Source organism: Epilithonimonas sp., from assembly GCF_056329745.1.
Map to the genome: position 1 here is coordinate 54,454 of NZ_JBWEYV010000006.1, position 14,476 is coordinate 68,929.

The 14,476-nt window shown below is 39.4% G+C and carries 17 protein-coding genes; 11 read left to right on the forward strand and 6 right to left on the reverse strand.

The features are described 5' to 3' along the window. Window positions 1-7 precede the first annotated feature (7 nt). The 3 genes from AC00Y6_RS06060 (at window position 8) to AC00Y6_RS06070 (ending at window position 1,611) form a co-directional block, all read left to right on the forward strand. Window positions 8-421: a GxxExxY protein gene (locus AC00Y6_RS06060; protein WP_474489723.1), complete on the forward strand. Its 414-nt coding sequence runs from the start codon at window positions 8-10 to the stop codon at window positions 419-421. Window positions 422-502: 81 nt separating this feature from the next. After that, on the forward strand, window positions 503-1,324 hold the full coding sequence (locus tag AC00Y6_RS06065; RefSeq protein WP_474489724.1) for a flavin reductase family protein: 822 nt from the start codon (window positions 503-505) through the stop codon (window positions 1,322-1,324). A gap of 41 nt (window positions 1,325-1,365) precedes the next feature. Beyond that, window positions 1,366-1,611, forward strand: a complete 246-nt coding sequence (locus AC00Y6_RS06070; protein WP_474489725.1) for a hypothetical protein — start codon at window positions 1,366-1,368, stop codon at window positions 1,609-1,611. Window positions 1,612-1,642: 31 nt separating this feature from the next. Here the strand turns inward: AC00Y6_RS06070 and AC00Y6_RS06075 are convergent, their stop codons facing one another. Then, complete coding sequence (locus AC00Y6_RS06075; protein ID WP_474489726.1) at window positions 1,643-3,403, reverse strand: ABC transporter ATP-binding protein; 1,761 nt, start codon at window positions 3,401-3,403, stop codon at window positions 1,643-1,645. A 91-nt stretch (window positions 3,404-3,494) separates the two neighbouring features. Next, a complete protein-coding gene (truA, locus tag AC00Y6_RS06080; protein ID WP_474489727.1) occupies window positions 3,495-4,229 on the reverse strand; it encodes a tRNA pseudouridine(38-40) synthase TruA in 735 nt (244 codons plus the stop codon). Between the two features lie 85 nt (window positions 4,230-4,314). Between truA and AC00Y6_RS06085 the strand changes: the two genes are divergently transcribed. Genes AC00Y6_RS06085 through AC00Y6_RS06095 form a run of 3 tightly spaced genes read left to right on the forward strand, consistent with a single transcriptional unit; the run spans window position 4,315 to window position 5,669 of the window. Then, window positions 4,315-4,617 (forward strand): hypothetical protein, encoded by a 303-nt coding sequence (locus AC00Y6_RS06085; RefSeq protein ID WP_474489728.1) that lies wholly within the window; start codon window positions 4,315-4,317, stop codon window positions 4,615-4,617. 20 nt (window positions 4,618-4,637) lie between these two features. After that, window positions 4,638-5,135 (forward strand): metallophosphoesterase family protein, encoded by a 498-nt coding sequence (locus AC00Y6_RS06090; protein WP_474489729.1) that lies wholly within the window; start codon window positions 4,638-4,640, stop codon window positions 5,133-5,135. A gap of 39 nt (window positions 5,136-5,174) precedes the next feature. Further along, window positions 5,175-5,669, forward strand: coding sequence for a Smr/MutS family protein (locus AC00Y6_RS06095; RefSeq protein WP_474489730.1), 495 nt, complete (start codon window positions 5,175-5,177; stop codon window positions 5,667-5,669). Window positions 5,670-5,671: 2 nt separating this feature from the next. On the opposite strand, the gene AC00Y6_RS06100 is transcribed toward AC00Y6_RS06095, so the two are convergent. Further along, window positions 5,672-6,220: a YqgE/AlgH family protein gene (locus tag AC00Y6_RS06100; protein WP_474489731.1), complete on the reverse strand. Its 549-nt coding sequence runs from the start codon at window positions 6,218-6,220 to the stop codon at window positions 5,672-5,674. Window positions 6,221-6,325: 105 nt separating this feature from the next. Between AC00Y6_RS06100 and pdxH the strand changes: the two genes are divergently transcribed. Beyond that, window positions 6,326-6,982 (forward strand): pyridoxamine 5'-phosphate oxidase, encoded by a 657-nt coding sequence (gene pdxH, locus AC00Y6_RS06105; protein WP_474489732.1) that lies wholly within the window; start codon window positions 6,326-6,328, stop codon window positions 6,980-6,982. An 89-nt stretch (window positions 6,983-7,071) separates the two neighbouring features. Next, window positions 7,072-7,653, forward strand: coding sequence for an N-acetylmuramoyl-L-alanine amidase family protein (locus AC00Y6_RS06110; RefSeq protein WP_474489733.1), 582 nt, complete (start codon window positions 7,072-7,074; stop codon window positions 7,651-7,653). Window position 7,654: 1 nt separating this feature from the next. Here the strand turns inward: AC00Y6_RS06110 and AC00Y6_RS06115 are convergent, their stop codons facing one another. The 3 genes from AC00Y6_RS06115 to AC00Y6_RS06125 form a co-directional block, all read right to left on the reverse strand. Then, the gene (locus AC00Y6_RS06115) at window positions 7,655-8,446 is read right to left on the reverse strand and encodes a lysophospholipid acyltransferase family protein (RefSeq protein ID WP_474489734.1); all 792 of its coding nucleotides are present in this window, start codon (window positions 8,444-8,446) and stop codon (window positions 7,655-7,657) included. Between the two features lie 44 nt (window positions 8,447-8,490). After that, window positions 8,491-9,120 (reverse strand): NUDIX hydrolase, encoded by a 630-nt coding sequence (locus AC00Y6_RS06120; RefSeq protein WP_474489735.1) that lies wholly within the window; start codon window positions 9,118-9,120, stop codon window positions 8,491-8,493. A gap of 136 nt (window positions 9,121-9,256) precedes the next feature. Then, on the reverse strand, window positions 9,257-10,618 hold the full coding sequence (locus AC00Y6_RS06125; protein WP_474489736.1) for a TolC family protein: 1,362 nt from the start codon (window positions 10,616-10,618) through the stop codon (window positions 9,257-9,259). Between the two features lie 407 nt (window positions 10,619-11,025). Between AC00Y6_RS06125 and AC00Y6_RS06130 the strand changes: the two genes are divergently transcribed. From AC00Y6_RS06130 to AC00Y6_RS06140, 3 genes are all read left to right on the forward strand, one after another. Next, the gene (locus AC00Y6_RS06130; RefSeq protein WP_474489832.1) at window positions 11,026-11,715 is read left to right on the forward strand and encodes an ABC transporter ATP-binding protein; all 690 of its coding nucleotides are present in this window, start codon (window positions 11,026-11,028) and stop codon (window positions 11,713-11,715) included. Window positions 11,716-11,832: 117 nt separating this feature from the next. Continuing rightward, the gene (locus tag AC00Y6_RS06135) at window positions 11,833-13,062 is read left to right on the forward strand and encodes an ABC transporter permease (protein ID WP_474489737.1); all 1,230 of its coding nucleotides are present in this window, start codon (window positions 11,833-11,835) and stop codon (window positions 13,060-13,062) included. A 93-nt stretch (window positions 13,063-13,155) separates the two neighbouring features. Next, the gene (locus AC00Y6_RS06140) at window positions 13,156-14,424 is read left to right on the forward strand and encodes an ABC transporter permease (protein WP_474489738.1); all 1,269 of its coding nucleotides are present in this window, start codon (window positions 13,156-13,158) and stop codon (window positions 14,422-14,424) included. Window positions 14,425-14,476 lie beyond the last annotated feature (52 nt).

The window sequence follows — 14,476 nt, forward strand, 5'->3', positions numbered from 1 at the left end:
AACACAAATGATTACACAAAAGAAATTAAATGATTTAGCTTATAAAATTGTTGGAGCGTGTATTGAGGTTCACAAGTTAGTAGGACCAGGGTTATATGAAGAAGTTTATCATCAATGCTTGGAAAAGGAATTTAAAATATTGGGATTGAGTTTTAAAAGTGAGCTTCAAATTCCATTTTTGTATAAAGGTGAAAATATAAATTGCAAATTAAAATGTGATTTTTTTATTGAAGATTTGATTGTATTAGAGTTAAAATCTGTGACTGATTTACACAATATTCATAAAGCTCAAACAATGAATTATATGAATCTATTGAAAGCTCATCGTTCCATTTTGATTAATTTCAATGTAAATAATATTTACCACGAAGGCTATGAAACTTTTGCAGCGAAATCGTTTCAATACCTCTCAAAAGAATAAAACAAAAATCTTTGATTTTCAAAACTTAATTGTACTTAATCAAAAAAAAATAAATCTCTATAGTGACTTAAGTGTTAAAAAATGAAAACCATCATCCCTTCTGATATTTCGCCCGTTCAGCTACAACAAGTGATGCAAACCGCGATTGCGCCAAGGCCAATAGCTTTGGCCAGTACGATTAACAACAAAGGTGAGATTAATCTTTCGCCGTTTAGTTTTTTCAATATGTTTAGCACCGTTCCGCCGATTGTGATTATTTCACCTTCCAGAAGAGTGCGTGATAATACGACAAAACATACCCTGGAAAATCTGAAAGAAGTCCCGGAATTGGTTATTGGAAATGTCAATTTCGATATGGTTCAACAGGTTTCTTTGGCGAGTACCGAATATGAGTATGGCTTGAATGAATTCATTAAATCAGGATTGACGATGAAACCCGCAGACATTGTAAAACCACCTTTGATTGCAGAATCGCCGGTTAATTTTGAATGCAAAGTTTTGGAAATTAAATCGCTTGGCAATCTTGGCGGAGCCGGGAATCTTGTGATTGCGGAGATTGTCAAAATTCATATCCAAGAAAAATATCTGGATGAAGCAGGGAATCTTGACCAGAAACAATTGGATTTGGTTGCGCGGTTAGGAGGTAATTTCTATTCCAGAAACAATGAAAATAATATCTTCGAAGTTCCAAAACCATTGGTTACGAAAGGGATTGGCTACGATAATTTACCGTTCGAAATCAAATCCAGCGGTATTTTTACAGGTAACGACCTTGGAATGTTGGCAAATATCGAAATTCTGCCGTTGAGCGGTTTTTCTTCGGAAAAAGATGTACATTTATTAGCACAACAATTTTTAAAAAATAATGAAATAGCAAAAGCCTGGGAAATTTTAAAAATATGATAATGACCTGACAATTAAACTAAAAAACCAAAAACTAAACTATGAAAAAAACGGTATATGCAGCCATCATCAGCTTCCTGATTTTGGTTATCATGGTATCCGTTTTCGGTGTTATCAATACAGAACTTAGCCTGAAAAACGAAACAGCCAATCCCAAAGACTGCATTTCTCTTATTACCGGACGGGATCTTTGTCTTTGTATAAAAACATTCAAAATTATCATTATTGTTTGCCTGATATTAGCTTCGGGATTAATAAGTTTCCGACACAGAATTGTGAAAAACTAATTAAATGGTTCACCAAGAATTAAAATATTCTTTAAATCTCTCTTGAAATCTTGTTCTTGTCATCCTCAGCCACAACCTGCGCTTTGTACAGTACAGAATAATAACCATTCTTAGCCAACAATTCCTGATGTGTGCCTTCTTCCACAATTAATCCGTGGTCCATCACAATGATTTTGTCCGCTTTTTCTATGGTAGAAAGTCGGTGCGCAATAATGATGGAAGTTCTGTTTTTCGTGATTTTTTCCGTTGCTCTTTGGATCAGTTTTTCACTTTCGTGATCGATGGATGAGGTAGCTTCGTCAAGAATCAGGATTTTTGGGTCAGAAAGATAAGCTCTCAAAAATGACAGCAATTGTCTCTGCCCAAGCGAAATAGATGAACCGCGCTCACTCACTACATAATCGTAGGAGCCGGGCAGTTTTTCTATAAACTCGTCCACTTCAATTTCGTGTGCGGCTTTTTTGATTTTGTCCAGTGTAATGTCCTCATCACCCAAAGTCAGGTTTTCAAAAATGCTACCGTGGAAAAGGAAAACATCCTGAAGCACCACACCAATATGACTTCTCAGGTTGTATAATTCGTAATCTCGAATGTCCACATTGTCCAGCAATATTTTTCCGGAATTAATGTCGTATAGTCTGGTAATCAAGCTGATAATGGTAGATTTTCCTGCTCCTGTTGCACCCACAATGGCAACTGTTTCTCCAGGGTTGACTTTAAAATCAATACCTTTCAAAACTTCCTGCTTGTCATCGTAAGCAAAATGAACATCCTCAAATTCTATTTTACCGTCAAAGTGATCTTTGCAAATCGTTCCGTTGTTAGGCATGGCCTGATCTTCGTCCATCACGCCTAGAACCCTTTCTGCGCCTACAATCCCTCGTTGGATATTATTGAAACGATCGGCAATCTGTCTCAACGGACGGATGAGCATATTGATAAATTGGATAAACGCAATAATAACACCGGGTGTAGACTTGATAAATCCACCATAAAATAAGATAAATCCAATGAAAAGTGAGGAAATCAATTCGACAACGGGGAAGAATAGTGAAAAGATGAAAACAGTTCTCAGCAAGGCTTTTTTAAGTTCAATATTGATCTTGTCGAATTTGGTAAATTCTGCTTCCTGACGGTTAAAAACCTGAATGAGTGGCATCCCGCCTAAACGTTCCTGCACAAAACTGTTTTGGGTTGCCGTCCAGCTTCTTTCCAGTCCAAAAGCCACTTTCAGTTTTTTCTGAAAAACCCTCGTAATGACTACCATTATCGGCAAAATAGCCAGTGAAATAATGCTGAGGTGCGTATCTACCTGAAACATAGCGAATAGCACCATTACAATTCTCAGGATGTCGCCAAAAACCATTAGGAAACCATCCGTATAAACGGTGGCAATAGTTTCTACATCGCCTACGGCTCTGGTGACTAGATTTCCTATTGCTGTTTTGTCAAAAAATGAAGTCCGGAAATAGATCAACTTGTGATAAAGCCGCTCCCTAATGTCACGGATGACGTTTTGCGAAATAAAATTGGAAAAATAAACCAGAAAAAAGTTGAGAACCGTCTCTGCAACCACAAGGCCAATCAGCAGGTAAATGTGCTTCATCAGCTGCGCTTTGTCCTTAAGCTGGACGATGTCTATATCAACAACATTTTTGGTAAGAATCGGGCGGTAAGTGGAAACGATGGCTAAAACAATCGAGATAATCAGCGTGAGGATAAACCACGAACGGAATTTCATTCCAATCAGGAAAAGCCGTTTTACAATGCTCCAAGTATTTTGTTCTTTCATTTTTTTGTCTTGGGAATTTCCAAAATTGAAAAATCTTTGCAAAAATAAGATTTTAAAAGTTTACAGCTCTGCCAACCAATTTAATTTTAAGTTACCAGTCATAGCCAACATCTACCAAAAAAAGACCTTGGGCAGGTGCGGAAACACCGGCAGAATTCCGGTATTGGTCTTCGATAATAGTCCGTAAATCGTTGGGGGCAATTTTTCCACTACCAATTTCTATCATGGTGCCAACAATCGCTCTCACCATATTTCTCAGGAAACGGTCAGCGGAAATGGTAAATTTAAGTTGCGTTCCAAGTTGTTCCCATTCGGCTTTGTAGATTTTGCAAATGTTGGTCTTGTTGTCTGTGTGAAGCTTGGCAAAACTGGTAAAATCATCATACTCGAAGAGGATTTTGCAGGCCTCGTTCATTAGTTCAACATCAAGTGGTTTTTGCCGCCAATACTGCCACGAAGAATCTTTGGAAAAAGGATCTTTTTCCAGCGAAATGTAATATTCATAAGTCCTGAACGTTGCCGAAAAACGGGCGTGCAGGTCATCAGGGACAAGGAAAATTCTTTTAATAGCAATATTTTCCGATAGGAAAGAGTTGAGTTTGTAAACCAGATTGTCGTCCGGGATTTTTTCGGTTTCAAAATGGGCAAACATCTTTTTGGCGTGCACGCCAGTGTCTGTTCTGCCGGCTCCTGTCGTTTTTATCGGTTCACGAAGAATGATGGACAGCGCTTTTTCCAGTTCTTCCTGTACAGAAACTTGTCTTGGCTGTATCTGGTAACCAAAGTAAGCGGAACCGTTGTAAGAAAACTCTATAAAATATCTCATTTCGGCGGTAAATTTCCTGAAATTTTTTTAATTATTAAGAACTTCTTAATTTGTAATTTTGTAAAGTTCTTAGTTTATCAAAATAATGAAGCCATCATCCAAAAACAAACTTTCGCAGCCATCAGAATTTATCAAAATGATGGTGATAATTTTAGTCTTTGTCTCCGTTTTTCTTTTTAGTAAAACCCTTTCAAAAGAGCAGATAATTGTAAATGTTTCAGTGTTATCAATTCTGTTTTTTATCCTGCAATTGGTTTTTGTTGTGATGTATAAAAAGGGAATCAAGACCGCGGCTTTTTGGCTTTTGATCTTGATTGTTGTGTCCGCAGGTACGGGCGGATTTATCCTTTACAAGATGCTGACAGCTGGGCAGATTTTAATTCAGTAAATTAATTGACAGAATAGATAATGAAACGTATTCTTCTTTTATCAGACACCCATTCTTACATAGACGATAGGATTTTGGACTATGCAAAAGATGCCGATGAAGTATGGCATTGCGGAGATTTTGGGAATTTGGCAGTTATTGAAGCATTGGAAAAAATAAAACCAATCCGAGGCGTTTACGGTAACATTGATGATGCTAAAATCCGTACGATTTTTCCAGAAGTTTTAAGTTTCCGATGCGAAGAAGTGGATGTTTTGATGATCCACATTGGTGGCTATCCGGGTAGATATTCTCCGTTAGCCAAGAAAGAAATTGAAGAGAATAAACCTCAATTATTTATTTCGGGGCATTCCCATATTCTGAAAGCAATGTTTGATAAAAAGAATAATTTGCTTCACCTGAATCCCGGTGCCTGTGGGAAATATGGCTGGCACAAGGTGCGGACGATGATGCGCTTCACTATAGAAAAAAGCGAGGTCAAGGATCTGGAAATTATAGAACTAGGTAACAGAGCTTAATAATGGGAGTGTTTGAAAATTAATTAGTTACAAAAATCTATGCAAGTTGGCGATCTGGTTTCGGTTATTGATGACAATCTTCGGGGAAAGGTAGTTAGGATTATTGCAGATCAGGTTAAGATAGAGGATGAGCACGGTTTCACCTATCATTTTAAGCAATCTCAGTTAACGATTATTGATGATGATTTATACAAAAATTCGCCTGTTGTCAGAAAAACGGAAACATCAAAATTAATATCAAAAAAGCACAACAAATCACCACTTAAAGTTGATCTGCACTTTGATCATTTGGTTAAACACCCTTCAGGATATGATGCTTTTGAGAGGCTGATGATTCAGAAAGAAAAGTTATTGGAAACGATTGATTTTTGCAGGAAAAATAAGATCAAAAACCTGCAGGTGATCCACGGTATTGGCGATGGCGTTTTGCAAAAAATGGTTTATGACATCCTGGAAGGCCTCACCAATATCGAGTATGATAGTGATGGTTTTTTCTACCATCAGTCTGGGAAAGTTGAAGTCCGGTTTTTATAGATTTAATTCAAATTAACATTTTCTGGGGCGTTGGCCCAAAGAAGGAACTCGCCTCCCAAATTTTGCATAATTTTTTTCCAGAGATTCTGGTCATTAGGAACGGTATAATCCAAATTATAGACATCCACTACGGTCCACATTTTATTTTGCAGCTCGCTTTCCAATTGCATTGCAGCCCAGCCGGAATAGCCTGAGAAAACCTTAATATCCGCAATATTTGTTCTGCCTTCTACAATAGAAGCAACAACAGAATCCATGTCTTCGGTAAGGTAAAAGTCATCATTGATGTCTGAGTAATGTGTCGTTATTTTTTGGCCTTTCAGGATAAAGAACACTTTGTCATTCTCTACCGGACCGCCTTCATACAATTCTACCGGGAAACCAAATATATCCAACAGCCGCGAACTCATATTCTGATTTTTTTTGTTGAGGATGAGTCCAAATGCGCCATTCTCGTTATGGTCTGTAATCAGTACAACAGAGCGCGAAAATATGTCTCCTGAAGAATCCGGGGTTGATATTAATATTTTACCTTTGTAAGAGTAATTCATACATCAAAGCTATAAAAAAAATATTTTTTTTGAAAAAATAAACTGTAAAGATTTGGGGTTAAATCTCAATTTTTCTTCATTTTTTTAATTTAAACCTGATAATTAATGATGAGTCATTCCGAAAACCTGCATGATAAAAGAAGGGTATATAATAAATCCCAATTAATAGAATCCGAAGTCCGGGAAAATCCCATGGAGCAATTCCGGGACTGGTTTTTGGAAGCTGAAGAACATCCAGAGATTGCTGAAACCAATGCCATGGCCATTTCCACTGTGGAAGAAGACGGCTGCCCCAGAACCAGAATGGTTTTGCTAAAATCTTATAACGAATATGGTTTTATATTTTATACCAATTACGATAGCAGAAAAGGACAATCGCTGGAGAGAACCAAAAAAGCCTGTCTCAGTTTTTTTTGGCCAAGCCTGGAACGGCAAATTATTATCAAAGCCAATGTGGAGCGAATTGCCGAAAACCTAAGTGACGGCTATTTCCATTCCCGCCCAAAGGGTAGCCAGTTGGGTGCGGTAGTTTCGCCTCAGAGTCAGGTGATCCCGGACAGGAGTTTTCTGGAAAACCAGTTAAAAGATTTGGAAACCGCATACGAAGACAAAGAAGTCCCAAGACCCGAAAACTGGGGCGGCTATATCGCAAAGCCCTACGAAATCGAGTTTTGGCAGGGCAGGCCAAACCGTCTGCATGACCGTATCCTATATTCTCTTACCGAGGATTATGACTGGCAGATTGTAAGGCTGGCACCGTAATTTTTTTAACATTTTTTATAATTGTCTTAACTCATTTTTAGTTATAATTTTTCGTTATTTGTTTGTAATAACAATGTAAACAATTAATTATGAAAAATGTAATGAGAATGATTGGTGTTCTTTCACTAGGTGTTTTGTTGTCTTTCAGTCTTTTGAAGGAGAAAAAAGTGGTGGTTATAGATGCCGGCCATGGTGGGCAAGATTTAGGGATTAACCGGGATGGTTTTGTGGAAAAAGATGTTGTGCTACAGGTGGCTAAAAAGATTAAAGAACTTAACAGAAACCAAGATCTAGAAATTATCCTAACCCGCGATGATGATTCTTATCCGGCCCTGTCAGAGAGGACTGATCTTGTTAATAAAATTAATCCGGATCTTACCATCTCGTTGCATATCAACAGTTCGCCAAAAGCCAATTCTGAAAAGAAAGGTGCCGAAATTTTTTATAAAGACAATGAGGCTTCTAAAGTGTTAGCCGATAAACTGGCCACCAAATTTAATAACTGCCCTGTGAAAACCGAAAAGCTGCACATGCTGAGAATGTCTAATAATCCTTCACTTTTGCTGGAATTGGGATTTGCCAATCAAAAAGATGAAAGAGAATACCTCGCTAGCGACAAAGGCCAAAAAGAAACGGCTGAGAAAATATTGAGTTTTCTAAACGAGAATTAATTTACGATAAAGGCTTGGGTTCTTTGAGTTTTTCGTCGTAATCATGCAGCAGGTTATGCTCAGGCGTCTGCTCTATGGCGTGCATGATCTTATCGAGAATCTCCGTTGCGGACTCATTGTCATAATCGATATCCAGTGCCGGTTTAAACTCCATAGTTGGTTTTACGCCGGTTACTTTTATTTTGAGGCCTTTCTTGTCAAATGCCCTACGGAAACCATTAATTTTGATGGGGATAACAATGGGTCTTTGGTTTTTGATAAGCTTTGCTGTGCCCTTTCTTCCCTGCGCATACGCAGAAGTTGTACCTTGCGGAAAGGTAATTACCCAGCCGTTGTCCAGAGCTTTCATAATATTTTCCACTTCGCTGAGGTCCACCATTCGGTTGACGTTTTTACCTTCGGCACGCCATGTTCTTTTAACTGTTACTGCGCCGGCAATTTTAAAAATCCTTGCCAAGATACCTTTGTTCATCGTCTCTTCCGCTGCCACGTAGTAGAAATCAACTTTTGGGTTTAGCAGGTAAACCGGGTTTTTGATGGTGTTGTGATAACCATTGTTCACAGCGCAAAAAGCGTGATACATAGCGGCCACATCAGCAAAATAAGTCTGGTGGTTAGACACAAACAGCACGTTGCTGGCTGGTAAATCAGTCAGGTTTTCGGTACCGGTGATCTTCAGTTTATTGAAACCATTGAATCTTCTGTAAGAGACCAATCCCAAGATGAAGATAATCAGCCTTTTCAGGACGTAGATGTTGCCAAAGGAATCAGTGAATATATTTTTTTTTGCCATTGATATCAATTATTAATTTCCAGTGCAGGAAATCAAATGCAAAATTAAACATTTTTTAACAAGTTACTGAATTCACTTAGGATCATTGCTGTGGCACCCCAGATAATATAGCCATTAAAATCAATCACCGGCACTTCATAACCTTTGGTAGAAGGTAATGCCAGCATTTTTGGCTGATCCGGAAGGCTCAGTAATGATGCGATTGGGAATTCTATCAATTCCACAGCCTCGGTCTCCTGAAGAAAAAATTGAGGATTCTTCTTGGTGTAGGAAATAAATGAATGAACATAGAAATTGCTTGGCGGAATGTAGATAGGCGACATCTCGCGGATGATGCGGACATAATGCATGTCAATTCCCATTTCCTCAGAGGTTTCGCGCTTTGCCGTGTAAGAAAAGTCGGGGTCTTCCGGCTCTTTTTTGCCGCCAGGTAATGATATTTGCCCGCTGTGGCGGTCATTCTCATTAATACTTCTCACAATAAGGGGGAAATGCCATTCATTATCTTTCAGATAGAGTAGTATATTTACAGCAGCCAGTTTGGGATTCTTTGTAAGAATATCTTCGTAACTGTACAATGGGCGATAGGGCGGAGAATACACTTTGTGGGCATTTTCCCCCAGTAATTCCGCTTTTTTGATATCTGTTAATAAGTCTTTTCCAAAGATTGGCATATCTCAAAGATAAGAAAAATTACAGCACCTTCTACCGCAAAAATGCAAATAATCAATGAATCCTTCAATAAAAAAGCCGCCAAAATAGGTTGGGCGACTTGTATTGGGTTTTAAGGAAATTTTGTTAAAAAAAATCTTATAAAGTAATCCCACGCCCTGCATAGAAATCCAAAACCTTGATGCTGAATAAGTAATTATATTTGGCTTGGGCTACGGATCCTTGGGCATTTGCATAATTATTCCGTGCGATATTCACATCATAAATGGTAGAACGGCCGGCTTCATAACTTTTTTCGGCAAAGTCCAATGCCAGTTTTGTGCTGCGTTCTGCTTCTGTGGCAGCGGTGTAAACTTCGTAATTAGAATCTGCGTTAAACTGAGCCTGCTGTATATCCTGTTTCAGTTGTAGTTTCTGCTGATCCAGATTATTTTTGGCGAGACTCTGATTGATCTTGCTCTGCTCAACCTGTAGTTTGGTAATACCTTTGTTAAAAATTGGGATGTTGGCAGAGAGGCTCAACTGTTGCCCGAAGTTATCACTGTATTGTTGAGTGAAATTTCGTTCTTTGATGGGGACGGGATTGCCCTGTGCATCTACACCATAGCCAATGGTATTTTTATTAAGCAAGTTATTGTAAAAACTTCCGATGCCTGCAGTAGCTGTTATTGTAGGCCAGAAGTTGGTTTTTACCACTTCACTCTCAGCCTCAGCAGACTTTATACGTTGTTCTGCAGCCTTTACCACGGGTTGATTGGCATAAGCGGTCGTAATAACATCTTCTACAGATTCGGTTTGTGGTGCAAGGTTATCGGGTACCGGGATGTCAACCACGTCAAAAGCCCGATAGTCCGGCAGCTGAAGAAGTTGTGCCATAGCGAACAAAGCCTTTTCCACGTTAATCTCCGCTGTTTTGACATTTTGTTTTTCCCGTGCTAATGACGCTGTTGCTTCTGCAAGAACGGTCTGTGCCGTGGTACCAACCTCGGTGGTGATTTTGGCACGGTCATAGAGTTTTTGGGCGTTATCCCTGGCGCTTTCAGATATTTTCTTGATCTCCCTGTTCAACATCACGTTCAGATATTGCTGTGCAATCTGCAGGGCAATATTATTTTTAACGGTTTCTATGTCCAGGAGGTTGGCCTCTAGGTCATAATTGGTCTTGCGGACTGTCTTTTCCAGCCTTCCATTGTTATAGACCAATACGTTGGCTCCAATATTAGCCCCGTTATAGTAACTGTCATTTCGTATACTGTTGGTGCCCACCAATGTTTGCCCAAAATTGGCATTATTGGAAATCGTCCCCGAGACAGATGGCAGGTATTGCCTCTTGGCCATATCCAGATTTTTTGCCTGGACATCCTTGTTGTACGTTTGCGCCTGAACCTGCAGGTTATTTTTTACCGCATAATCCACACATTCCTGAATGGTCCATTTTTTCTGTGAAAACCCTAGAATCCCCAGAGAAAGCAGCCCGATGCAAAATATCTTTTTTAGCATAAAAGAAAAATTATACCTAATAAGACAACACTTTCCCGAAATTGTTACGGATTGTCTTAATTTTTTTTGTGGGCGTGCCCCCTTGTTTTCTCTTATAGCTTTTCCAGTCTGGCTTTTAGCTTTTGGCTTGGAAAAAACAAGCGGTCGGTCTACGGGCAGTCGCTCTGCTTCTTCGGCGCAGGAGCTCCAACAATGCCCTCCGCCCTCACGCGCTGGAGCAAGTAGAAAATTTATCAATAAAGTTGAAGCTTCTTAATAGTTTTTAATAACATTTTTACTGTTCGCAATCCTTGCATGGGCTAAAACATAGTATAATTATCAGATATTCAGAAAATTTTAATTGGTACTTGTAACATTTCTTTACAAGCGTTTACTTATCATCTAAAATCCGGCAAATGTCCCATCCTATTCTCAAAATAGAAGATCTCAACAAGTCCTACGATACGGGGAAAAGCAAACTTCATGTACTGAAGGGCATCAACCTAAGCATCAATCAGGGCGAGTTTGTATCCATCATGGGAAGTTCGGGATCTGGGAAATCCACATTGCTCAATATCATAGGTATTCTGGACGAGGCCGATTCTGGTGTTTATGAACTCGACGGTTTTCCCATCAAACACCTCACCGAAGTTAAAGCTGCAGAATACAGAAGCCGTTTCTTAGGGTTTATTTTCCAGTCCTTCAATTTGATTAATTACAAAACAGCGCTGGACAATGTTGCGCTACCACTGTATTATCAAAACGTCTCCCGCAAAGAACGCACAAAAAAAGCAGAGGAATACCTGGAAAAAGTAGGCCTCCGAGAATGGGCAGAACACCTCCCAAGTGAACTCTCCGGCGGGCAGAAACAGCGTATTGCCATCGCAAGAGCCTTGATTACAGATCCCAAACTAATCTTGGCAGATGAGCCAACCGGCGCTTTGGATTCCAAAACCACACACGATATCATGAAACTGCTTCAGGAGATTAATAATGAAGGCAAAACCATCGTAGTTGTAACCCACGAGCCCGATGTGGCCGCACAAACCAAAAGAAACGTTGTCCTAAAAGATGGCCGCATAGAAAGTGACGAATTTATCAACCAGATTGTATTGTAAAGCTAGAAGGACGAAGTCTGATGAAGGTGCTTAATGAATTGAAAATAAATAAAAATTTAAAAATAAATTATGCGAAAAGCTGGAAACATCCAACTTTGAGCTTCCAACCTAAAAATTATGTTTGACCTAGACCGCTGGCAGGAGATTTTCAGTTCTATTCGCAGTAATGTATTGCGAACGGTGTTATCGGGTTTTACGGTTGCGCTGGGACTTTTTATTTTTATTGTGCTTTTCGGGATAGGTAATGGGCTTAATAATTCTTTTTCTAAAGCCTTTATGCAGGATGCTACCAATCTTATCATGATTTTTGGGGGAAAAACGACTTTACCATATGCAGGATTACAGTCGGATCGGCAGATTACATTTAATAATTCCGATTTTGATGCATTGCAAAAAGAAGGTGGCAACAAGATAGAATATGCCTCACCAAGATATACCAGTAATATGGTGGTGAAATATGGTAAAGAGAGTGGCAGTTATCAGATTAATGGTGTGCTGGGTGATGAAAAATTCCTGGAAAACCGTACCATGATAGATGGGCGATATATCAATCAACTCGATAACCAGCGTAAGCAAAATGTGGCAGCCATCGGTAGGATGGTATGGCGGGACCTGATAAAAGATGGCAATCCAATTGGTAAGGATTTACAAGTTAATGGCACTATGTTCCGTATAGTAGGTGTTTTCTCGGACCCGGGTGGCGATTGGGACGAAAGACATATTTCAATCCCACTTTCTACATTGCAGCAGATGAAAAAAAGTTCGGATACAGTAAGTACGATTATGTTGTCCTATAATCAGAAACTTACGCCAGATCAGGCAGTAAACTATGGCAAAGAGGTTGAGAAGACCATTAGGAAAAGACATAAAATTTCGCCGGAAGATAAACAGGGTGTTTTTGTAAATAATAATGCCGAAAATACAAAGGATTCTTTTGCCTTCCTCTTTGTTATCACAGCAGTTGTTGGATTTATAGGAATGGGAACGCTTCTGGCAGGGATAATTGGCATCAGCAACATAATGGTGTACATCGTGAAGGAACGTACCAAGGAGATCGGCGTTAGAAAAGCCATTGGTGCAAAACCTGCTGGGATTGTCGCGCTTATTTTACAGGAGAGCATTGTAATAACCGTAATCTCTGGTCTTATCGGTGTTGGCCTTGGTGTGCTTGCCCTTAAACTGATAGGCAATCATCTAGAAGACTTCTTTATTACAGATCCATCTGTTGGGTGGGGACTTGTAGTGAGTGCCTTTTGTTGCCTCATTCTTTCCGGAGTTATTGCCGGGTTTGTGCCTGCATACAGAGCCTCCAAAATAAAACCTATCGAAGCTCTGAGAGCAGATTGATCTTGATGTTTTTTTAAAATTTGGTCTAAGAAAATAATAATAGCAATATTGGAGAGTCATCATAAAAATCATTAATCATTTAGAAATAAAGGCGTGAACATACTTTTTAAAAGAGATACCTGGCAGGAGATCTATTATTCTTTACGGAATAACAAGCTCCGCACATTCCTCACCATGATTGGTGTGGGCTGGGGCATGTTTCTCTATGTAAGCCTTCTGGGTGCGGCAAAGGGTATGGAGAATGGTTTCAACAAGCTTTTCTCGGGGTTTGCGACCAATTCTATCTTTCTGTGGCCTCAAAAAACCAATATTCCATTTGATGGTTTTCCAAAAGGCCGAACTATGACTTTGCACCTGAAAGATATTGATTATCTACAGCAAAAGATCCCCGAGATCGACTATATCTCGCCACAAAGTGTGCGCGGAAATTTTGGTACGCCGGGAGACCAAATCTCCAGAAACGGTAAAAAGAATACTTATATGATTACTGGTGACTTTCCCGTCGGTAATCAGATTTCACAGAAGAAACTGATCTATGGGCGTTATCTTAATGACCAGGATATCAATATGAAAAAAAATGTCATCGTTATTGGTGAGGAAGTCTATAAAAACCTTTTTGATGCCGGTAAAAAGGAGAATCCTATTGGTAAATCCGTTAACTTGAAAGGTATCTTTTTCACTGTCATTGGCGTTTTCAGAGTGAAGAAAGGTGGCGGTATGGAGAACGACAGATCGGCATATATTCCTTTTTCCACTTATACCGGCTTGTACAATGAAGGTGACAAAGTGGGCTTTCTGGCCATCGTAGGTAAGCCCAACGCCGATATTGGCATGGTGGAAAACAAAGTTAAAGATGAGCTGAAAATATTAAACCATGTTTCTCCGGAAGATACCAATGCGTTTGGAAGTTTCAATGTAGGTAAAGAATTTAAGAAATTGACGGGATTCCTTTCTGGTATGCAGCTGTTGACTGTTATTGTCGGTACGCTTACGATACTTGCGGGTGTTATTGCTATTTCAAACATATTGCTCATCACGGTAAAAGAGAGAACAAAGGAAATAGGCATTAGGCGAGCGCTGGGAGCCAAACCTTCCGAAGTTCGGAACCAGATTTTGCTGGAGAGTGTCGTTATCACGTTGTCGTCGGGTCTGTTGGGATTTCTAGGCGGGATATTTCTGCTGATGATTCTCAACCTTGTAACCCGGAATAATGATGCTTTTCCGTTCTATAACCCAACGGTAGATTATAGTAATGTTTTTACGGCGATGGGAATTATGATTGTACTGGGATTGCTTATAGGACTTATCCCTGCGCAAAGAGCTGTTAAAATACGACCTATTGAGGCACTCCGAACAGAATAAAATGTCCTTTAATAAGGTTAAGAAAATATTGATTTAATACAAACAAAAAAAA